The sequence below is a fragment of the Streptomyces sp. NPDC003635 genome, from assembly GCF_053587635.1.
Map to the genome: position 1 here is coordinate 32,704 of NZ_JBSFOK010000021.1, position 20,364 is coordinate 53,067.

Below are 20,364 nucleotides of genomic sequence, written 5' to 3' on the forward strand. Positions count from 1 at the left end.
GGTCGCTGAATCGTGGAGAACCTGATTGCGCTGCTCATCGCGGCGCCCCTGCTCGGAGCGGCGGTCCTGCTGTGCGGCGGCCGGCGCCTGGACGCCGTCGGGCACTGGATCGGCACGCTGCTCGCGTCCGTCTCCTTCGTGTTCGGCGCGATCCTCTTCTTCGACCTGCTCGGCAAGGACGCCGAACACCGGACGCTGACCCAGCACCTGTTCAGCTGGATCCCGGTGGAGGGCTTCCAGGCAGACGTCGCCTTCCGCCTCGACCAGCTGTCGATGACGTTCGTCCTGCTGATCACCGGCGTCGGCTCGCTGATCCACCTGTACTCGATCGGGTACATGGAGCACGACGAGCGCCGCCGCCGCTTCTTCGGCTATCTGAACCTGTTCCTCGCGGCGATGCTCCTGCTGGTCCTCGCCGACAACTACCTACTGCTCTACGTCGGCTGGGAGGGCGTCGGTCTCGCCTCCTACCTGCTGATCGGTTTCTGGCAGCACAAGCCCAGCGCCGCCACGGCCGCGAAGAAGGCGTTCCTGGTCAACCGCGTCGGCGACATGGGTCTGTCGATCGCCATCATGATCATGTTCACCACCTTCGGGACCTTCGCCTTCGGTCCGCTGCTCGGCAGCAGCGAGGAGCCCGGTCTGGTCGGCGAGGCCTCCGAGGGCACGCTCACCGCCATCGGTCTGATGCTGCTGCTCGCGGCCTGCGGCAAGTCCGCCCAGGTGCCGCTGCAGTCCTGGCTCGGGGACGCGATGGAGGGCCCGACCCCGGTCTCGGCCCTGATCCACGCCGCGACCATGGTGACCGCGGGCGTCTACCTGATCGTCCGCTCCGGCGCGATCTTCAACGCCGCCCCCGACGCCCAACTGCTCGTCACCATCGTCGGCGCCGTCACGCTCCTGTTCGGTGCGATCGTCGGTTGCGCGAAGGACGACATCAAGAAGGCGCTGGCCGGTTCGACCATGTCGCAGATCGGCTACATGGTCCTCGCCGCGGGCCTCGGCCCGATCGGCTACGTGTTCGCGATCATGCACCTGGTGACCCACGGCTTCTTCAAGGCCGGGCTCTTCCTCGGCGCGGGTTCGGTCATGCACGGCATGAACGACGAGGTCGACATGCGCAGGTACGGCGGCCTGCGGAAGTACATGCCGGTCACCTTCGTCACCTTCGGCCTCGGCTACCTCGCCATCATCGGCTTCCCGGGTCTGTCCGGGTTCTTCTCCAAGGACAAGATCATCGAGGCGGCGTTCGCCAAGGGTGGCACCGAGGGCTGGATCCTCGGGGCCTGCGCCCTGCTCGGCGCGGCGATCACGGCGTACTACATGACACGCGTGATGCTGATGACGTTCTTCGGCGAGGAGCGCTGGCGCCACGCCCCGACGGCCTCCCCGGCCCAGCCCAGCGCGGAACCGGCCGCCGAGCACCGCGGCGAGCACGCCGAACCGCACCCGCACGAGTCGCCGAGCTCCATGACGATCCCCATGATCGTGCTGGCCTTCGGATCGGTCTTCGCGGGTGGCCTGTTCAGCATCGGCGACCGCTTCGTGCACTGGCTGGAGCCCATCACCGGTCACGACCACGGCGACTCCCCGCTCAGCGCGGCCACGGTCACGACGTCCACGGTCGCCGTGATGGTCATCGGCGTCACCGTCGCCTACCTGCAGTACGGCCGGCGCCCGGTGCCGGTCGTCGCCCCGCGCGGGTCCCTGCTCACCCGGGCCGCCCGGCGCGATCTGCTCCAGGACGACTTCAACCACGTCGTCCTCGTCCGCGGCGGCGAGCACCTCACGCGCTCCCTGGTGTACGTCGACCACACCCTGGTCGACGGCGTCGTCAACGGCACGGCGGCCTCGGTCGGCGGCCTCTCCGGACGGCTGCGCCGGCTCCAGAACGGCTTCGCGCGGTCGTACGCGGTCTCGATGTTCGGCGGTGCGGCACTCCTCGTCGCCGCGACCCTGCTGATGAGGGCGGTCTGATACCGATGTCCTTTCCCCTGCTGACAGCGACGGCGGCGCTCCCCGCGATCGGGGCGATCGCCACGGCGGCCGTACCGGCCGCGCGGCGCACCGCCGCCAAGTGGCTGGCGCTGCTCTTCTCGCTCGGCACGCTCGCGCTCGCCGTCGCGATCCTGGTCCGCTTCGACCCGGACGGCGACCGCTACCAGCTCACCGAGTCCCACTCCTGGATCAAGGAGTTCGGGGTCCGGTACGACCTGGGCGTGGACGGCATCGCGGTGGCCCTGATCGCGCTGACCGCCCTGCTGATCCCGTTCATCGTCCTCGCGGGCTGGCACGACGCCGACCCGCTGGAGACCGGCAGCAAGCGGTGGCGGCCGACGCAGGGCTTCTTCGCCCTGATCCTGGCCGTCGAGGCGATGGTGATCCTCTCCTTCGAGGCCACCGACGTCTTCCTCTTCTACATCTTCTTCGAGGCCATGCTCATCCCGATGTACTTCCTCATCGGCGGCTTCGGGGACCGTGCCCACGAGCACGGCGAGGAGGTGGCGTCGACACAACGCTCGTACGCCGCGGTGAAGTTCCTCCTCTACAACCTGGTCGGCGGTCTGATCATGCTGGCCGCGGTGATCGGCCTGTACGTGGTCGCCGGGAACTTCTCGCTCCCCGAGATCGCCGAGGCCCGCGCCAACGGCTCGCTGGACATGGCGACCAATACCGAACGCTGGCTGTTCCTCGGCTTCTTCTTCGCGTTCGCGGTGAAGGCGCCCCTGTGGCCGCTGCACACCTGGCTGCCCAACGCCATGGGTGAGGCCACCGCCCCGGTCGCCGTCCTGATCACCGCCGTGGTCGACAAGGTCGGCACCTTCGCGATGCTCCGCTTCTGCCTCGGGCTCTTCCCGGAGGCCTCGAAGTGGGCGACGCCCGCGATCCTGGTCCTCGCGCTGATCAGCATCGTCTACGGCGCCCTGCTCGCCGTCGGCCAGCGGGACATCAAGCGCCTGGTGGCCTACGCGTCGATCTCGCACTTCGGCTTCATCATCATGGGCATCTTCGCGATGACCAGCCAGGGCCAGTCCGGCGCGACGCTGTACATGGTCAACCATGGCCTGTCCACGGCCGCGTTGATGCTGGTGGCCGGCTTCCTGATCTCGCGGCGCGGCTCGCGGCTCATCGCGGACTACGGCGGAGTGCAGAAGGTCGCCCCGGTGCTCGCCGGCACCTTCCTGATCGGCGGCCTCGCGACACTGTCGCTGCCCGGACTCGCCCCGTTCGTCAGTGAGTTCCTGGTCCTGGTCGGCACGTACGCGAGGTATCCGGTGGTCGGCATCATCGCGACCTTCGGCATCGTGCTCGCCGCGCTCTACACCCTCGTGCTGTACCAGCGGACGATGACGGGCCCGGTGAAGCCCGAGGTCTCCACGATGCCCGATCTGAGGGTGCGGGAACTGGCCGTCGTCGCCCCGCTCGTCGTACTGCTGATCTTCCTGGGCGTCTACCCGAAGCCCGTCACGGACATCGTCAACCCGGCGGTCGAGCAGACCATGTCCGACGTACAGAAGAAGGACCCCCAGCCCGAGGTGGAGGCGGCCAAGTGAGCGCATCAGCCGTCCACAGCCTGTGGACAACCGCGGCCGATCCGATCTCGAAGATCGACGCGCCGAAGATCGAATACGGACAATTGTCGCCCACGCTGATCGTCGTCGGCGCGGCGATCGTGGGCGTGCTGATCGAGGCGGCCGTTCCGCGCAAGTCCCGCTACTACGCCCAGGTGTTCGTCTCCGCCGTCGCGCTCACCGCCGCTTTCGCCGCGGTGGTCGCGCTCGCGGCCGACGGCTACGGCACCACGAAGGCGGGCATCGCGGCGATGGGCGCCATCGCCGTCGACGGCCCCGCCCTCTTCCTCCAGGGCACGATCCTGCTGGCCGGCCTGGTCGGCCTGTTCACCTTCGCGGAACGGCGGCTCGATCCGGCGGCGCACGGCAACCGCGTCGACTCCTTCGCCGCGCAGGCCGCGTCCGTGCCGGGCAGTGACAGCGAGAAGGCCGCGGTGAAGGCCGGGTTCACCACCACCGAGGTGTTCCCGCTGCTGCTCTTCGCCGTCGCGGGCATGCTGGTCTTCCCGGCGGCCAACGACCTGCTGACGCTGTTCATCGCGCTGGAGGTCTTCTCCCTCCCGCTGTACCTGATGTGCGCCCTCGCCCGCCGCAAGCGGCTGATGTCGCAGGAAGCGGCGGTGAAGTACTTCCTGCTCGGCGCCTTCGCCTCCGCGTTCACCCTGTTCGGCATCGCGCTGCTGTACGGCTACGCGGGCTCGGTGTCGTACGCGACGATCGCGCAGGTCGTCGACGGCACCCTCACCACCGTCGACCCGGCCCTCGCGGACACCATGGGCAATGACGCCCTGCTGCTCATCGGCATGGCGATGCTCGTCATGGGCCTGCTGTTCAAGGTCGGCGCCGTCCCCTTCCACATGTGGACGCCGGACGTGTACCAGGGCGCGCCGACCCCGGTGACCGGCTTCATGGCGGCGGCGACCAAGGTGGCGGCCTTCGGCGCGCTGCTGCGGGTCCTGTACGTCGTGCTGCCCGGTCTGCGCTGGGACTGGCGGCCGGTGATGTGGGCCGTCGCGATCATCACCATGCTGGGCGGCGCCATCGTCGCGATCACGCAGACCGACATCAAGCGGCTGCTGGCGTACTCGTCGATCGCGCACGCCGGCTTCATCCTCGCCGGTGTCATCGCGACCTCGCCGGACGGTGTGTCGTCGGTCCTCTTCTATCTGGCCGCGTACTCGTTCGTGACGATCGGCGCCTTCGCGGTCGTCACGCTGGTGCGGGACGCGGGCGGCGAGGCGACGCACCTGTCCAAGTGGGCTGGGCTCGGCCGGCGTTCGCCGCTGGTGGCGGCCGTGTTCGCGGTGTTCCTGCTGGCCTTCGCGGGCATCCCGCTGACCTCCGGGTTCGCGGGCAAGTTCGCGGTCTTCAAGGCCGCGGCGGAGGGCGGGGCGGCACCGCTGGTCGTGGTCGGTGTGATCTCGTCGGCCATCGCGGCCTTCTTCTACATCCGGGTCATCGTGCTGATGTTCTTCAGCGAGCCGCGGCCGGAGGGCCCGACGGTCGCCGTGCCGTCGCCGCTGACGATGACGGCGATCGGGGTCGGCGTGGCGGTCACGCTGGTGCTCGGCGTGGCGCCGCAGTACTTCCTGGACCTCGCGAGCGATGCCGGGGTGTTCGTGCGCTGACCTGCTGCTTCCACACGGAGGGCCCCGGATCCCGAGAGGGGAACCGGGGCCTTTCGCGCGCTCAGTGGTGGCACTTGACCTTGGGGTTCCACAGGCCGAACAGGCCGTTCGGGTTCTCCTTGTAGATCCACGCGTGCAGTGTGTAGAAGTTGCCGTTGAGCGGCTCGGTGTAGGCGCGCGGGCCCTTGAAGGTCTGACCGAACATCGTCGGTGCGCTCTTGTGCGTGGCGGCGTTCGCGATCCACTCCACGCCGACGAGTCTGCGTCCGCCCTCGGGCGTGTCCTCGTAGAGGAGGGCCGCCGGCGTCTCGGGCGTCAGTTTGTCGACGTTGTCCGTGTTGAAGTAGTGGTAGCCCATACCGCCGTCCGGGGGCTGTTCGGCGCACGGGGTGGACTTGAACCCGTCGGCGACGGCGAGGGGCTCGTAGTGGTAGGCGCCCGTCGCCCTGTAGGTGCCGGCCAGTTCGCCCCAGATGAGGGGGTCCGGGGCCGGGGCGGCGTGCGCGGGAGCGGCGGCCAGGGCGAAGGCTCCGGCCATCGCCAGGCCGACGGCGGCTGTGAGGGGCCGAGGGGACATGGTGCGACTCCTTGAGAGGCTCGGGCGCGCCCTTACGGCACACCGTCCGCCGAGGTCGAGAAGGTGGGCGGGCCTCCCCCGTCCCGCCCGACGAGCATGTTCCGGCAGGTCGGGCCCTGCCAGGTGACAGGGGCCATTTGACTGACTACCGAACGTCACGTGAGCAGCCTGTGGATAACTCCGGCACTGTCGGTGCGGACGCCTATCGTGGACGCAGTGGTCGAGGAGCGACGTACGGGGGGCACGACGATGGGCGGGACGGGCGGGATCGGTGCGATGACGGCGGCAACCGCGAGCGAGGCGCTGGCCACGCTCCACAGGGTCTTCGGGTACGAGGCCTTCCGGGGCGAGCAGGAAGCGGTCATCGAGCATGTGGTGGCCGGTGGCGACGCCGTGGTCCTCATGCCGACCGGCGGCGGCAAGTCGCTGTGCTACCAGATTCCGTCCCTGGTCAGACCCGGTACGGGCATCGTCGTCTCGCCCCTGATCGCGCTGATGCAGGACCAGGTGGACGCGCTGCGGGCGCTCGGCGTACGGGCCGGGTTCGTCAACTCCACGCAGGACTTCGACGAGCGCCGGGTGGTGGAGGCCGAGTTCCTGGCGGGGGAGCTGGACCTGCTGTATCTGGCCCCGGAGCGGCTGCGCCTGGAATCCACGCTGGAGCTGCTCTCGCGCGGCAAGATCTCCGTGTTCGCGATCGACGAGGCGCACTGTGTGTCCCAGTGGGGCCATGACTTCCGCCCCGACTATCTGACACTGTCCCTGCTCGGCGAGCGCTGGCCGGACGTGCCGCGGATCGCGCTCACGGCGACCGCCACCCGCGCGACGCACCAGGAGATCACCCAGCGGCTGAACATGCCGACGGCCCGGCACTTCGTGGCGAGCTTCGACCGGCCCAACATCCAGTACCGGATCGTGCCGAAGGCCGACCCGAAGAAGCAGCTGCTGGGCTTCCTGCGCGAGGAGCACGCCGGGGACGCGGGCATCGTCTACTGCCTCTCGCGCAACTCCGTGGAGAAGACGGCGGAGTTCCTGTGCCGCAACGGCGTCGAGGCGGTGCCGTACCACGCCGGGCTCGACGCGGGGACCCGCGCGGCGCACCAGTCCCGGTTCCTGCGGGAGGAGGGTCTGGTCGTGGTGGCGACGATCGCCTTCGGCATGGGCATCGACAAGCCGGACGTGCGGTTCGTGGCCCACCTGGACCTGCCGAAGTCGGTGGAGGGCTACTACCAGGAGACGGGCCGCGCCGGTCGCGACGGGCTGCCCTCCACGGCGTGGATGGCGTACGGCCTCAACGACGTCATACAGCAGCGCAAGCTGATCCAGTCCGGCGAGGGTGACGAGGCCTTCCGGCGGCGGGCGGCGGCCCATCTGGACGCGATGCTGGCGCTGTGCGAGACGGCCCGGTGCCGGCGAGGGCAACTGCTGGCCTACTTCGGGCAGGAGCCGGATCCGTCCGGATGCGGGAACTGCGACACGTGCCTGACCCCGCCGGAGACCTGGGACGGCACCGTCGCGGCGCAGAAGGTGCTGTCGACGGTGGTGCGGCTGCAGCGGGAGCGGGGGCAGAAGTTCGGGGCCGTGCAGATCATCGACATCCTGCTGGGGAAGCGGACGGGCAAGGTCATCCAGTTCGACCACGACCGGCTCTCGGTGTTCGGCATCGGGGAGGAGCTGAGCGAGGGCGAATGGCGGGGTGTCATCCGGCAGTTGCTGGCGCAGGGGCTGCTCGCCGTCGAGGGTGAGTACGGGACCTTGGTGCTGACCGAGGGCAGTGGGGGTGTGCTGCGGCGGGAGCGGGAGGTGCCGCTGCGCAAGGAGCCGAAGAAGCCGGTGGCCTCGCGCTCGGCGTCGGGGGCGTCGGGGAGGGGCGAGCGGAAGGCGAAGGCCGCGGTGGCGGAGTTGCCGTCGCATCTGGTGCCCGCGTTCGAGGCGCTGCGGGCCTGGCGGGCCGAGCAGGCTCGGGAGCAGGGGGTTCCGGCGTATGTGATCTTCCATGACGCGACGTTGCGGGAGATCGTGACGGCGTGGCCCTCGTCGGTGCGGGAGTTGGCGAGCGTCGGCGGAGTGGGGGAGAAGAAGCTGGCGACGTACGGCGAGGGCGTGATCGGGGTGCTGGCCGGGCTGGGTGACACGGGCGCCGAGGCGGTGTCCGCGACGGCGCCCGAGCGGGCGGAGGACGACGCGTGGCCTGAGGCTGAGCCCGACCTGGAGCCGGAGCCGGACGACTGGGCGTGAGGGCGGTGCACCTGGCGCCGTAGTCGGCGTGGGGGCGGGTTTCGCTCCCCCTCTCGGGCGGAGTGCTTCTCCCGGAGACGCCCCGGTCTACGCCAGCGCCGTCAAGCCCGGGCCGAAGACGATCAGGAGGGGGAGCAGGGGGACCAGCGCCGCGGTTGCCGCCGTGAGGACTCGGTGGCGGCGGCCCAGGCGGGGGCGGGGTTCCAGGAGGCGGTCCACTCGCTCGCCCAGGAGGCGGTTGCTGGAGGCGCAGGACAGGACGCCTCGGTGCTGGTTCAGCTCGATCAGCGCCAGAGCCGTCGTGAGGTGACCGCACCGGCGGGACGCCGTGTCGTCCGCGGCCAGTTCGACCAGCCGGTGCGTCTGGTCGCAGAAGTGGGAGAACAACGGGACGCGGGGGAAGCCGGTGGCAAGGGCCGTGGAGAGGTGCAGCAGCCAGTCGTGGCGGGCGCGCGCGTGGCCGCGTTCGTGGGTGAGGACCGCGTCCAACTGGTGGTCGGTCAGCCGGTGCAGGGCGCCCGTCGTGACGATCAGCTGGGGCGGGTTGCCCGGCATCCACCAGGCGTCCGGGTACTCGTCCTCCAGCACCAGCAAGGGGCCGCGCGCGGCAGGCAGCCCCGCCGGCAGGTCCGGAGCGCGTTCGCGCAGGTGGGCCCTGGCCTGGCCGCGACTGCGGCGGGCCTCGACCAGCTCGCGGGCCAGCATCGCCGTGGTCCAGGCGGCGCCGCAGGCCAGCAGCAGGGTGAGCGCGGTCGCCCAGACCGGCGCCGCGGAGAGGTCGTACGCCGCGGTCACGGCCGGCGGCGCGGGCGCGAAGACATGGTCGCGGACCGTGTGGAAGACGGCTGCGGCACCCAGGACCAGGGCCGTCAGACAGCACAGCAGGACGGTGGCGACCAGGCACTGCCACACCCACAGCCCGACCACCGGCTCCCGCTCGGGCCAGGCGGCCCGGGTCAGGGAACGCGGCACCGGCACGGCGGCCGTCAGCGCGACGGCGCTCAGCAGGAGCAGGCAGACGGTCATGCCACGGGCTCCGGATCCTGGTCGGGACAAGGGCGGCTGCGGTGCGGTCCGTGCGCGGGCGGTGCGGAGCGGGTGCCGCGCGCACCGTCCGCCGCCCAGTATGACGGCGACGGAGGGCACGCGGCAGACGTCTGCGGCCGGTGAACTCCCGGCCGGGACGAAAGGCGGGCAACCGTCGGGAAGGAGCGTCAACCCCCCTACGGACGCGGGCTATTGAAACCGGGGGAAGGCGTACGCCTCACCCCGCCACCACCCGTCCCGTCACCTCGCCCAGCCCCACCCGGGCGCCGTCCGCACCTGGTGCCCATGCCGACAGGGTCACCACGTCGCCGTCCTCCAGGAAGGTGCGCTTGCCGTCGGGGAGTTCGAGGGCGTCGCGGCCGTTCCAGGTCAGCTCCAGCAGGGAGCCGCGTTCGCGTTCCGTCGGGCCGCTGACCGTGCCGGAGCCGTAGAGGTCGCCGGTGCGCAGGGAGGCGCCGTTGACCGTCATGTGGGCGAGCTGCTGGGCGGCCGTCCAGTACATCGTGGAGAAAGGGGGCTCGGCGATCACATGGCCGTTGAGGGACACCGAGATCCGCAGGTCGTAGCCACCGGGCTCCTCGGCCGCGTCGTCCAGGTAGGGCAGCAGTTCGTGGGTGCGCTCCGGCGGCGTCACACGGGCCGCGTCCAGGGCGTCCAGCGGGGTGATCCACGCCGACACCGAGGTGGCGAAGGACTTGCCGAGGAACGGGCCGAGCGGGACGTACTCCCAGGCCTGGACGTCACGCGCGGACCAGTCGTTGAGCAGGCAGAGCCCGAACACGTGCTCCCGGAAGTCACCGAGGCCGACCGGGCTGCCCATCGCCGAGGGCACGCCCACCACGAAGCCGACCTCCGCCTCGATGTCCAGTCGGACGGACGGGCCGAAGACGGGGGCCGCGTCGGTCGGGGCCTTGCGCTGGCCGGAGGGCCGTACGACATCCGTGCCGGAGACGACGACCGTGCCGGAGCGGCCGTGGTAGCCGATCGGGAGGTGCTTCCAGTTCGGGGTGAGGGAGTCCGCCGCGTCGGGGCGGAACATCTGGCCGACGTTCCGGGCGTGGTTCTCGGAGGCGTAGAAGTCGACGTAGTCCGCGACCTCGAAGGGGAGGTGCAGGGTCACCGAGGACAGCGGGTGGAACAGCGGCTCGATGGTCTCCCGGTGCGACGGCACCGTGACCCAGGCCGTCAGCGCGCGGCGCACGTCCGACCAGGCGGTGCGGCCGGCGGCCAGCAGCGGGTTGAGCGTGGGCCGGTCGAGCAGGGAGGCGTACGGGGAACCCAGCACCCGCGCCGCCGCCCCCGCGTCCAGGACGTGGTCGCCGAGCCGTACACCGACCCGGCGGTCTCCGTCCTCACCGGGGACGGAGAAGACACCGTACGGAAGGTTGTGCGGGCCGAAGGGGTCGCCCTCGGGGAGATCGAAGGGGGGCATGGGTGCTGCCTCACTCTCGTGCGTGCCACGGGTCCGTGTCGTCGCCGGACACGTTACGTGTGGGGCACCCCTCTTGGGCAGTGCCGAAGGAGCGAGATGATCAGTCGTCGAAGACGCCCCGCGCCCGCTCCGGGCACCGCTCCCGCCCGCCGACGATCGGCGCCCGGACGTCGCCATCGGCTACCACACGGAGTCCCGGTCCTGGCCGACCGCACCAATCGCCCCCGTTCGTCACAGCTTGCCCTCATTGCACCATATGCGGCTGATATCAAGGGAGTTGGAGGGGGCGCGCGGGGCCGTGGTGGACGCCGGGGTCGTCCGGTTCGCGCTGAGTCGCCGGGGCGTCCTGTCCGTATTCTCTGATCATGGCCGCACCCATCGCATATTCACTCATCGCCACCGATCTGGACGGAACGCTGCTCCGAGGCGACGACACGCTGTCCGACCGGTCGCTCGCCGCGCTCGCGCGGGTGGCGGAGTCCGGCGCCCGGCACCTGGTGGTGACCGGCCGGCCGGCGCCCAGGGTGCGGCCGCTCCTCGACCTCCTCGGAAGCGAGGGGCTCGCGGTGTGCGGGCAGGGCGCGCAGGTGTACGACGCCGGCGCGAACCGTCTCCTGTGGTCGGTCACCCTGGACCGGGAGTTGGCCGAGACCGCGCTCGGCAAGATCGAGGCCGAGGTGGGGCAGGTCTACGCCGCGGTCGACCAGGACGGCGTCGACGGGCTCACGCTGATCGAGCCCGGCTATCTGATGCCGCACCCCACCCTGCCCGCGGTGCGGGTCGGGCGGCGCGACGACCTGTGGTGCGAGCCGATCAGCAAGGTGCTGCTGCGCCATCCCGACCTGTCCGACGACCAGTTGGCGGCGACGGCCCGCTCGGTGGTCGGTTCGCTGGCGACGGTCACCATGTCGGGCCCGGGGACGGTCGAACTTCAGCCATGCGGCATCACCAAGGCGACCGGCCTCGCGCTGGCCGCGGACCACCTCGGCCTCGGCCCGGAGCGGACGATCGCCTTCGGGGACATGCCCAACGACATCCCGATGTTCGACTGGGCGGCGCACGGCGTCGCGATGGCCAACGCCCACCCCGAACTCAAGGCGGTTGCCGACGAGATCACCCTGTCGAACGAGGACGACGGCATCGCCGTCGTCCTCGAAAGACTCTTCCGGTAGCGGGAGAAGGCTCAGTACGCGCCGAAGACGTTGTCGATCGAGCCGTACCGCTGGGCAGCGTAGTTGCAGGCGGCGGTGATGTTCGCGACCGGGTCGTAGGGGTCGTAGGAGGTGCCCGCCACGTGGTACGCCTGGAAGGTCGGGTCGATCACCTGGAGCAGGCCCTTGGACGGGGTGCCGGCGGCGGCGTTGGAGTCCCAGTTGTTGATCGCGTACTGGTTGCCCGAGGACTCCCGAATGATGTTGCGGTAGATGCCGTCGTAGCTGCCGGGGATCCCGTTCTGCGCCATGACCTGGAGGGACGCGCGGATCCAGCCGTCGAGGTTGTTGGCGTACCCGAGCGAGGTGGCGGTGGTGACGGTCGAGGTGGCCGCCGAGGCGTTGGTCGCGCCGATGAGGGGGAGCGCGAGTACGGCGGCTCCGGTGCCGAGGACGGCGAGCTTGCGGGCGACGCGGCGGGGGCGGCGGGGCTGAGCGGCAGCAGACATGACGAGGTTCCTCTCCGGCGCCTGCGAGGTGAGCTGTCGGGTTCGGGCGGGAGCTGCCCGGCCGCGCACCACGAAGAGCGCACGACTTCACCCCGAGCCGTACCGGTATGTCCGAAGACGTCCGGCCCGGCGACGTACCTGGGTCCCCCGCTCCTGCCGTACGAAGATCTCGGTGGAGTCGGACGGCGGCAGGATGAGGCGTCCGCCCGACAGGCCGGGAACGTATGCGAGAGCACATGTCCGAAACAAGTGGCGGATTCACATATCAAGGGATTTGATCTTTACCCAAGGGGTGTGCGGCTGTTGAGCCTTTGCGGGTGCCAAGGTTCAACTCGCAAGCGACGAGGGGGTGTCGGGGGAAGTCTGTGGGACGACTGTGCGCACCCTCGCGTGAGTCAATTCACGCCCAGCGCAAGACCTACCAAATCGGGCAATCAATCCAATAGGGCCTTATCAACCGGCCGTTCGCGGAATCCGCTTCTCCCACGTCCGGTGGAACACCACCTCGCCGCCCTCCCGGCAGATCACCTCGTTCGTGGCGACGAAGTCCTCCGCGTCGCAGGCGATCTCCGAACGGGTCTGTACGGAGGTGTCCCACGCCAGTTCCGGGCGGTGCAGCCGGATCGACCACTCCGAGCCGGCACGGGCGGAGAGCGGGTCCGCCTCCTGGATCGTGTACGTCTCCAGCGCGTCCTCGGTGAACTCCAGACCGTCCGGGTACACGCGCGTGCCGCCGTGGCGAGGCTCGACCTCCAGGCGCCACTCGCCCTTGGCCACGTCACGGACGACGAGCCGCTCGGGGGGCGGCTCGTCCAGGGTGACCGGGCAGCTCACGCCCAGCGGCTCGGCGTGCTCCGGTTCGTCGAAGGTGATCTCGGAGGGGATCACGGAGGTGATCTCGGGGTCGGTCTCGAAGCCGTCCCCGCCGGCGCTGTCGGAGGAGACGGCACGCGCGCGTACCGGCAGTTCCAGGAAGCTCCCCGCCGGATCGAGCGAGAAGCCCGCCGCCGACTCCGGCTGGGGCCAGACCCAGGGCCAGTACGCCGACGACACCGCGAGCCGGATGCGATGGCCGGCCGGGAAGGCGTGTCCGACGGCGTTCAGCTCGAACGCGACGTCCTGGGTGGCGCCCGGCTCCCATGGCACCGCCCGGTCGCGGCCGTGCCGCGCGGAGAGGTTCAGCACGCCCCGTGTGACGAGCGTCGAGGAGCCGTCGGGGGCGACATCGCAGACCCGGGCGACGACCTGCCCGCGCGGCACCTCAGAGGTCAGCCGCAGCCGCACCCTCGGCCGCCCCAGCACCCAGGTCTCCTCGCCCACCGCGAACTCGAAGCAGGCCGAGCGCGCGTCCTCCTCCCGCTGGTCCGGCGGCAGGTCGGCGTCGTTCCCGAACGGCACGAAGCGGCCGGCGTCCACCCCGGTCTGCATGGGCGACCGTACGAGCACGGGGGCACCCTGGAAGGCGTACGTCACGTCCGTGACGTTCGGGGAGGGCCAGGCCGGCTCGCCGACCCAGCGGCCGGGCAGGGTGTCGTACACCGTGGCGGGCGGGTGGGAGCCGCTGACGTAGGCCCGCAGGAGGGGTTCCGGGAGGGGCCCCCGGTCTTTCAGCCAGTGGTCCCACCAGCGCAGGGTCTCCTGGAGGAACCCGATCGCCGGTCCCGGCGGCAGTCCTCGGTCGGGGTACTGGTGGGACCAGGGCCCGATCAGGCCGCGGACGCGGTCGGCGGGCAGGTGCTCGAGGAGCCGGAGCACGGTGTCGCGGTACGGGTCGTGCCAGCCGCCCACCGCGAGGACGGCGGCGTCGATGGCGCCGTAGTCCTCGCAGACGCTGCCGTGGCGCCAGTAGTCGTCCCGGGTCTGGTGGGCCAGCCAGGTGTGCAGGAGCGGTTCGACGGCCTCCAGGCGCTTGAGCCACAGCTCCCGCCAGGCCGCGCCGACGTGGCGCGGATCGGGTGGGCGGGAGACGAGGGCGAGCATGGTCGCCGCCCAGGCGTGCATGTCGACCGCGAGGACGGAACCTCCCGTGTAGTGCACGTCGTTGTCATAACGATCGTCGGAGGAGCAGACCGTGACGATCGCCTTGAGCGGCTCGGGCGCGAGGGCCGCGATCTGGAGGGCGTTGCAGCCGCCCCAGGAGATGCCGAACATGCCGACCTTGCCGTCGCACCAGGGCTGGGCCGCCAGCCAGTGCACCACCTCGACCCCGTCGGCCAGCTCCGTCGCCGAGTACTCGTCCGTCGGCAGCCCCTCGCTGTTGCCGTGCCCGCGGACGTCCACCCGGACGGAGGCGTAGCCGTGACCGGCGTACCAGGGGTGGCGCTGGAAGTCGCGCGGGGCCGTCCAGTCGGTCAGCCGGTACGGGAGGTACTCGAGAAGCGCCGGGACGGGTACGTCGGTCAGCGGGCGCCACACCCGCGCGTAGAGCAGGGTTCCGTCCGCCAGCGGGATACGGAGGTCCTCGTGAGTGGTCTCGTAGGGGAAGGACGTACGGATGTGCGGGCTCATCGCGATGCCCCCGCCCTCGGGGCCGGGCCGCTGCCGGGTGAGACATCGACTTCGGTTCGAGACACGCTCCACTACTTCCACGTAAGTCGATGGATATCCGTTCTTATCAGGTGATCAAAAACATAGCCGCCATGATCCGGTACCGCCCGTCGTGGACCGGTGGGCGGCGACGGTGATCGAAACGTGACCGGATACGCTGACTTGAGTGAAGGCAGCGACCTATCGACAAACCGCGTAATCGCCAGTAGACACCAGCAGACAGGAGACCCCTCGTGACCGTCGTCGGGCCGTTCGGGCTGAGCGTGCGGGACCAGGCTCTGGAAGCCGATGTCCAGGCCGGATTGGCGGCTGTCGAGGAGGGATTGCTCGAGGCCACCAAGAGCGAGGTCCCCTTCATCACGGGGGCGGCCCAGCATCTCGTGCGCGCCGGCGGGAAGCGGTTCAGGCCGCTGCTCGTGATGCTCGCCGCGCAGTTCGGGGACCCGTACGCGCCGGGCATCGTGCCGTCGGCCGTGGTGGTGGAGCTGACCCACCTGGCGACTCTGTACCACGACGACGTGATGGACGAGGCCGAGGTCCGGCGCGGGGTGGACAGCGCGAACACCCGCTGGGGCAACTCGGTCGCGGTCCTCACGGGTGACTTCCTGTTCGCCCGTGCCTCGCACATCCTCGCCGACCTCGGTCCCGAGGCGGTCCGGGTGCAGGCCGAGGCGTTCGAACGGCTCGTGACCGGGCAGATCCTGGAGACCGCGGGGCCGCAGGACGGTCGGGACCCGATCGAGCACTACCTGGACGTGCTGGCCGGCAAGACGGGCTCGCTGGTGGCGGTGTCGTGTCGGTTCGGCGCGATGATGTCGGGGGCCGACGAGACGGTCGTGGACGTGCTCACCCAGTACGGCGAGCGGCTGGGGGTCGCCTTCCAGCTCGCGGACGACGTGCTGGACATCGCCTCCGACTCGCACGAGTCCGGCAAGACCCCGGGCACGGATCTGCGCGAGGGCATTCCGACGCTGCCCGTGCTGCGGCTGCGCGAGCGGGCGGAGCGGCTGGGGCTGGCGGAGGACGTCGCGCTGTGCGAGCTGCTGGACTCCGACCTGAGCGACGACACGCGGCTCGCGGAGGCCCTGGCCGGGCTGCGCGGGCATCCAGCCCTGGAGCAGGCCCGGCGGGACACCGTGCGGTACGCGCAGGACGCGCGGGCTTCGCTGGCGCCGCTGCCCGAGTGCGACGCCAAGGCCGCGCTGATGGAGCTGTGCGACGCGGTGGTGCACCGGGCGGGCTAGTGCCGCGTCAGGCAACGTTTGCCCGCGACGGGGCGAACGTTGCCTGATGCGGCACTAGTGGCCTGCGACCCCGTGCAGGCGTTCGTGACCCGCCTCACACCGGTGGACTGAGTCCAAACTCGGATCTTCCCGTATTCATGCCCAGAAGTCGACGCAGGGGGCGTCGGCTGACATACGGGGAGAAAACCTCATGCGTACGAGCCTGATCGTCGCCGCCGTCGCCGTGGCCGCCGCTCTCGTCCCCACATCCGCCACCGCCCACGACGGCCGGACCGCCCACGACGGCGGGACCGCCGACAGCGGCGCCACCGTCCTCGCCGCCAGCCTTCGCGGCGCGAACGAGGTGTCGGTCGGGGACCCGGACGGCGCCGCCCTCCAGTTCGTCGAGGTCAAGGGCGACGAGGTGTCCGTCGCCGTCAAGTGGCGCGGGGTCGACCGGCCCACCGCGCTCCACATCCACCAGGGAGCCAAGGGCACCAACGGCGGGGTCAAGGTCGACTTCACCGGCCTGCTCACGAAGAGCAAGAGCAAGAGCAAGGGCAAGGGCAAGACCCTCACCGGCAGCGTCCAGGTGCAGGACGCGGCCCTGCTCGACTCCCTGCGGTCCGACCCCGGCTCGTTCTACGCCAACCTGCACACCGCCGCGTTCCCGGCCGGCGCCGTCCGCGGGCAGCTCCACAAGGTCACCACCGCCTTCGACTTCCGCCACGCGCTCGACAACTTCCAGGCCTCCGTCATCAAGGGCCGCCAGATCTACGAGTGCAAGCCGGCCGAGGGCGGCGGCCACGCCTTCGCCCAGCGGGACGTCAGCGCGGTACTGGCCGGGCCCATCGCGCACTCCTTCGTCGCGCCCAACTCCGGTACGCCGCAGTGGATCGCACCCGACCGCAGCGCGGTCACCGGATCGGTCATCAGCAGGACCCCGAACGGGTCGGGGAACATCCCCGAGCTGGACCTGAAGGCCACTCAGTCCGGCAAGCACCGGGGTCTGCTCGCCCGTACCGCCGAGATCCTCCGGCTCAACACCGTCGGCGGCGTCGCCCCGGCCGGCTCCTGCGCCCCGGGGACGATCGTCGGCGTGCCCTACCAGGCGGACTACGTGTTCATCCAGCGCTGATCGAGAGCACCCGGCGCTGATCGAGAGCACCCCGGGCGGCGTCCTCCCTCCGCGACCCCTACGGGTCGGGGGAGACGCCGCCCTCTCGTGTCATACCGCAGGTGTACACGGAGTTGAGCCCGCGGTCTGACGCTTGGCGGCCGCCGATTTGGTCAGATGGTGACAACGGAAAACACCACTCCTCACCGATTCGGGTGAGAATGGCGGCTACGGGCTGGACGCACGGGAGTTGGCAGGCCGCCGCCGACGACGGAGGTAAGGCACACATGGCACCGTACGAATCCGACGACAGCACGACCGGGGACGAGACCGACGACCTGCGCTCCGGGCGGCGCAAGGCCGCGCGGTACGTCGTGCCGGTCGCGGTGGTGGGCGTGGCGGCGGCGACCATCGGTCTCGTCCCCGCCCTCGCCGACTCGGGCGACCCCGACCTGCCGGAGATCAGCGCACAGCAACTCATCGAGAAGATCGCCGAGTCCGACGTGCAGCGGCTGTCCGGAACCGTGAAGATCAGCACCGATCTGGGGCTGCCCGACCTCGGTGGCCTGGAGAGCTCGCTGGCTTCCGGGGCCATGGAGTCCGGGGACGGCTCGTCCGCCGACCCGTCGACCAAGCTCACCGAACTGGTGTCCGGCACGCACACCCTGCGCGTCGCCGTCGACGGGCCCGACCGGCAGAAGCTCTCCCTGCTGGAGAACGCCGCCGAGTACAGCCTGATCCACAACGGCAAGGACGTCTGGGGCTACGACAGCGCCACCAACGAGGTCTTCCACGGCACCACCGAGGAGAGCATCCACGAGGAGACCCCGGCCACGCCCAAGGACCTCACCGAGGAGACGCTGAAGGCGGTCGACGACACCACCTCCGTCACCGTCGACGGCACCGCGCAGGTCGCGGGCCGGGACGCCTACCGGCTGCTGATCAAGCCCAAGCAGGACGACACCACGGTCGGCGCCATCACCGTGGCCGTGGACGCGAAGACGGGCATGCCGCTGAAGTTCACGCTCACCCCGTCGAGCGGCGGCGCCGCCGTGGTGGACGCCGGCTTCACGCAGGTCAGCTTCGCCAAGCCGGACGCCTCCACCTTCGACTTCACCCCGCCGAAGGGCGCCAAGGTCACCGAGGAGGGCGAGGTCCAGGCCCCGGAGGAGCACTCCAAGGCCCCTGAGGGCGCTCCCGAGGGCGAGCCCGAGGTCATCGGCGAGGGCTGGAACTCCATCGCCGTCCTGGACGGTGGCGGCGAGGGCATCCCCTCCGGCTCCGAGGTCGGCGGTGACCTCGGCGGCTTCCTGGACTCCCTCGGCGACAAGGTGAAGGGCGAGTTCGGCGAGGGCACGGTCTTCAAGACCCGCCTGGTCAACGCCTTGATCACGGAAGACGGCAAGGTCTACGTCGGAGCGGTCACCAAGGATGCCCTGGTGAAGGCGGCGAACGCCGGGTAAGAAGGCACCCATGACCGAAACGTCCGCCGCGGAAGCGGAATCGGAAGCGGAACAGGAGCGGCACCCCGCGGGTGACAGCGTGATCGTCACCCGCGCGCTCACCAAGCGCTACCGCGGCGGACAGCTCGCCGTGGACGGCCTCGATCTGACCGTCCCGGCGGGCAGCGTCTTCGGCTTCCTCGGCCCCAACGGCTCCGGCAAGACCACCACCATCCGGATGCTCATGGGGCTCATCGAACCCACCTCGGGCACGGCCCGGGTACTCGGCCGCCCCATGCCCCGGGCGACCCGCTCGGTCCTCCCGCACGTCGGCGCCCTCATCGAGGGCCCGGCGCTCTACGGCTTCCTCTCCGGCCGCGACAACCTCCTGCGCTACGACGCCGCGGACCCGACCGCCGACCCGCGCACCCGGCACGACCGCGTCGCGGCGGCGCTGGACCGGGTGGGCCTGACGGCCGCCGCGGGCAAGAAGGCCAAGGCGTACTCGCTCGGCATGAAGCAGCGGCTCGGGCTCGCGGCGGCGCTGCTCCAGCCGCGCCGGCTGCTGGTTCTGGACGAGCCGACCAACGGCCTCGACCCGCAGGGCATGCGCGAGATCCGGGCGCTGATAAGGGAGTTGGCCTCCGACGGCACGACCGTCTTCCTCTCCTCACACCTCCTCGACGAGATCGAGCAGGTGTGCACCCACGCGGCGGTGATGGCGCAGGGCCGGCTGGTCACCCAGGGCGCGGTGGCGGAGCTGGCGGCGGGGACGCGCGGTCGCCTGGCCGTGACGACCCCAGACGCGGCGGACGCGGCCCGGGTGCTGAAGGAGCAGGGGCTGTCCGACGTGGTGATCGACGACGACCGGGTGACGGCGGAACCTCCGGACGGCGAACTGGCCGACATCAACGAGGCCTTGGTCGCGACGGGGGTACGGGTGCGGGGCTTCACGATCGAGCGGGCCTCCCTGGAGGACGCGTTCGTGGCGCTGACGGGGGAGGGCTTCGATGTCGCGGGCTGAACTCGCGCGCCCGGCGAACCCGCTGTGGTCCTTCGGGCTCCTGCGCAACGAGCTGCGCATGACGCTCGGACGCTGGCGCACGCTCGCCCTGCTGGGCGTACTGGCCGCCGTACCGGTCCTCGTCGGCGTCGCCGTGAAGATCGAGACCGGTGACGGCGGATCCATGGGCGGCGGGGGAGGGGAAGGCCCCGCATTCATCTCGCAGATCACCAACAACGGCCTGTTCCTGGTCTTCACCGCCCTCGCCGCGACGCTCCCCTTCTTCCTGCCGATGGCCATCGGCGTCGTCGCGGGCGACGCCATCGCCGGCGAGGCGAACGCGGGCACCCTGCGCTACCTCCTGGTCGCCCCGGCGGGCCGCACCCGGCTGCTGCTCACCAAGTACGCGACCACGATGGCCTTCTGTCTGCTGGCCACGCTCGTGGTCGCGATCTCGGCGCTGACGGTCGGCGCGCTGCTCTTCCCGCTGGGGGACCTGACGACGATCTCAGGCACCCGGATCGGCTTCACCGAAGGGCTCGGCCGGGCCCTGCTGATCGCGCTGGTCGTCGCCGCGTCCCTGACCGGGGTCGCGGCACTGGGCCTGTTCGTCTCGACCCTGACCAACAGCGGCATCGCGGCGATGGCGACGACGGTGGGTCTGCTGATCACCGTCCAGATCCTCGACCAGATCCCCCAGCTCGACGCGTTCCAGCCGTACTTCTTCTCCCACTACTGGCTGTCCTTCGCAGACCTGATGCGCGACCCGGTCTACTGGGACGACCTGGTGAAGAACCTCGGCCTGCAGGCCCTGTACGCCGGGGTGTTCGGCACGGCGGCGTGGGCGAGGTTCGCGGCGAAGGACATCACGGCGTAGG

At 70.6% G+C, this 20,364-nt stretch carries 15 protein-coding genes and 1 riboswitch; of the genes, 10 read left to right on the forward strand and 5 right to left on the reverse strand.

Annotated elements, in window-relative coordinates; genetic code table 11:
* Window positions 1-12: 12 nt before the first annotated feature.
* Genes nuoL through nuoN form a run of 3 tightly spaced genes read left to right on the forward strand, consistent with a single transcriptional unit; the run spans window position 13 to window position 5,200 of the window.
* Window positions 13-1,977 (forward strand): NADH-quinone oxidoreductase subunit L, encoded by a 1,965-nt coding sequence (gene nuoL / locus ACWDRW_RS20750; RefSeq protein WP_451725166.1) that lies wholly within the window; start codon window positions 13-15, stop codon window positions 1,975-1,977.
* Window positions 1,978-1,982: 5 nt separating this feature from the next.
* Entirely contained in the window at window positions 1,983-3,554 is a 1,572-nt protein-coding gene (locus ACWDRW_RS20755; protein ID WP_451725167.1) for an NADH-quinone oxidoreductase subunit M, read from the forward strand.
* Window positions 3,551-5,200 carry an NADH-quinone oxidoreductase subunit NuoN gene (gene nuoN / locus ACWDRW_RS20760; protein ID WP_451725168.1) on the forward strand — a complete coding sequence of 550 codons (1,650 nt, stop codon included), beginning with the start codon at window positions 3,551-3,553 and terminating at the stop codon, window positions 5,198-5,200. The genes ACWDRW_RS20755 and nuoN overlap by 4 nt, the downstream gene beginning before the upstream one ends.
* 61 nt (window positions 5,201-5,261) lie before the next feature.
* On the opposite strand, the gene ACWDRW_RS20765 is transcribed toward nuoN, so the two are convergent.
* A complete protein-coding gene (locus ACWDRW_RS20765) occupies window positions 5,262-5,777 on the reverse strand; it encodes a hypothetical protein (protein WP_451725170.1) in 516 nt (171 codons plus the stop codon).
* Between the two features lie 249 nt (window positions 5,778-6,026).
* On the opposite strand from ACWDRW_RS20765, the gene recQ reads away from it, so the two are divergent.
* A complete protein-coding gene (gene recQ, locus ACWDRW_RS20770; RefSeq protein ID WP_451725279.1) occupies window positions 6,027-8,015 on the forward strand; it encodes a DNA helicase RecQ in 1,989 nt (662 codons plus the stop codon).
* A gap of 87 nt (window positions 8,016-8,102) precedes the next feature.
* Here the strand turns inward: recQ and ACWDRW_RS20775 are convergent, their stop codons facing one another.
* Together ACWDRW_RS20775 and fahA are read right to left on the reverse strand one after the other, a co-directional pair.
* Entirely contained in the window at window positions 8,103-9,041 is a 939-nt protein-coding gene (locus ACWDRW_RS20775; protein ID WP_451725171.1) for a M56 family metallopeptidase, read from the reverse strand.
* 238 nt (window positions 9,042-9,279) lie between these two features.
* Window positions 9,280-10,494, reverse strand: a complete 1,215-nt coding sequence (fahA, locus tag ACWDRW_RS20780) for a fumarylacetoacetase (RefSeq protein WP_451725173.1) — start codon at window positions 10,492-10,494, stop codon at window positions 9,280-9,282.
* Window positions 10,495-10,859: 365 nt separating this feature from the next.
* On the opposite strand from fahA, the gene ACWDRW_RS20785 reads away from it, so the two are divergent.
* On the forward strand, window positions 10,860-11,666 hold the full coding sequence (locus ACWDRW_RS20785) for an HAD family hydrolase (RefSeq protein WP_451725175.1): 807 nt from the start codon (window positions 10,860-10,862) through the stop codon (window positions 11,664-11,666).
* 11 nt (window positions 11,667-11,677) lie between these two features.
* On the opposite strand, the gene ACWDRW_RS20790 is transcribed toward ACWDRW_RS20785, so the two are convergent.
* Both ACWDRW_RS20790 and ACWDRW_RS20795 read right to left on the reverse strand, forming a co-directional pair.
* On the reverse strand, window positions 11,678-12,154 hold the full coding sequence (locus ACWDRW_RS20790) for a transglycosylase SLT domain-containing protein (RefSeq protein ID WP_451725177.1): 477 nt from the start codon (window positions 12,152-12,154) through the stop codon (window positions 11,678-11,680).
* A 3-nt stretch (window positions 12,155-12,157) separates the two neighbouring features.
* A riboswitch (cyclic di-AMP (ydaO/yuaA leader) is annotated at window positions 12,158-12,339 on the reverse strand.
* 268 nt (window positions 12,340-12,607) lie between these two features.
* Window positions 12,608-14,662 (reverse strand): CocE/NonD family hydrolase, encoded by a 2,055-nt coding sequence (locus tag ACWDRW_RS20795; RefSeq protein WP_451725178.1) that lies wholly within the window; start codon window positions 14,660-14,662, stop codon window positions 12,608-12,610.
* A gap of 272 nt (window positions 14,663-14,934) precedes the next feature.
* Here ACWDRW_RS20795 and ACWDRW_RS20800 point away from each other — a divergent pair, with 272 nt between their 5' ends.
* The 5 genes from ACWDRW_RS20800 (at window position 14,935) to ACWDRW_RS20820 (ending at window position 20,363) form a co-directional block, all read left to right on the forward strand.
* Window positions 14,935-15,945 carry a polyprenyl synthetase family protein gene (locus tag ACWDRW_RS20800; protein WP_451725180.1) on the forward strand — a complete coding sequence of 337 codons (1,011 nt, stop codon included), beginning with the start codon at window positions 14,935-14,937 and terminating at the stop codon, window positions 15,943-15,945.
* A 190-nt stretch (window positions 15,946-16,135) separates the two neighbouring features.
* A complete protein-coding gene (locus tag ACWDRW_RS20805) occupies window positions 16,136-17,062 on the forward strand; it encodes a CHRD domain-containing protein (protein WP_451725181.1) in 927 nt (308 codons plus the stop codon).
* A gap of 266 nt (window positions 17,063-17,328) precedes the next feature.
* Window positions 17,329-18,504: a LolA family protein gene (locus tag ACWDRW_RS20810; RefSeq protein WP_451725183.1), complete on the forward strand. Its 1,176-nt coding sequence runs from the start codon at window positions 17,329-17,331 to the stop codon at window positions 18,502-18,504.
* 10 nt (window positions 18,505-18,514) lie between these two features.
* The gene (locus ACWDRW_RS20815; protein WP_451725185.1) at window positions 18,515-19,507 is read left to right on the forward strand and encodes an ATP-binding cassette domain-containing protein; all 993 of its coding nucleotides are present in this window, start codon (window positions 18,515-18,517) and stop codon (window positions 19,505-19,507) included.
* Window positions 19,494-20,363: an ABC transporter permease gene (locus ACWDRW_RS20820; RefSeq protein WP_451725187.1), complete on the forward strand. Its 870-nt coding sequence runs from the start codon at window positions 19,494-19,496 to the stop codon at window positions 20,361-20,363. Before ACWDRW_RS20815 ends, ACWDRW_RS20820 begins: the two co-directional genes overlap by 14 nt.
* Window position 20,364: the final 1 nt, after the last annotated feature.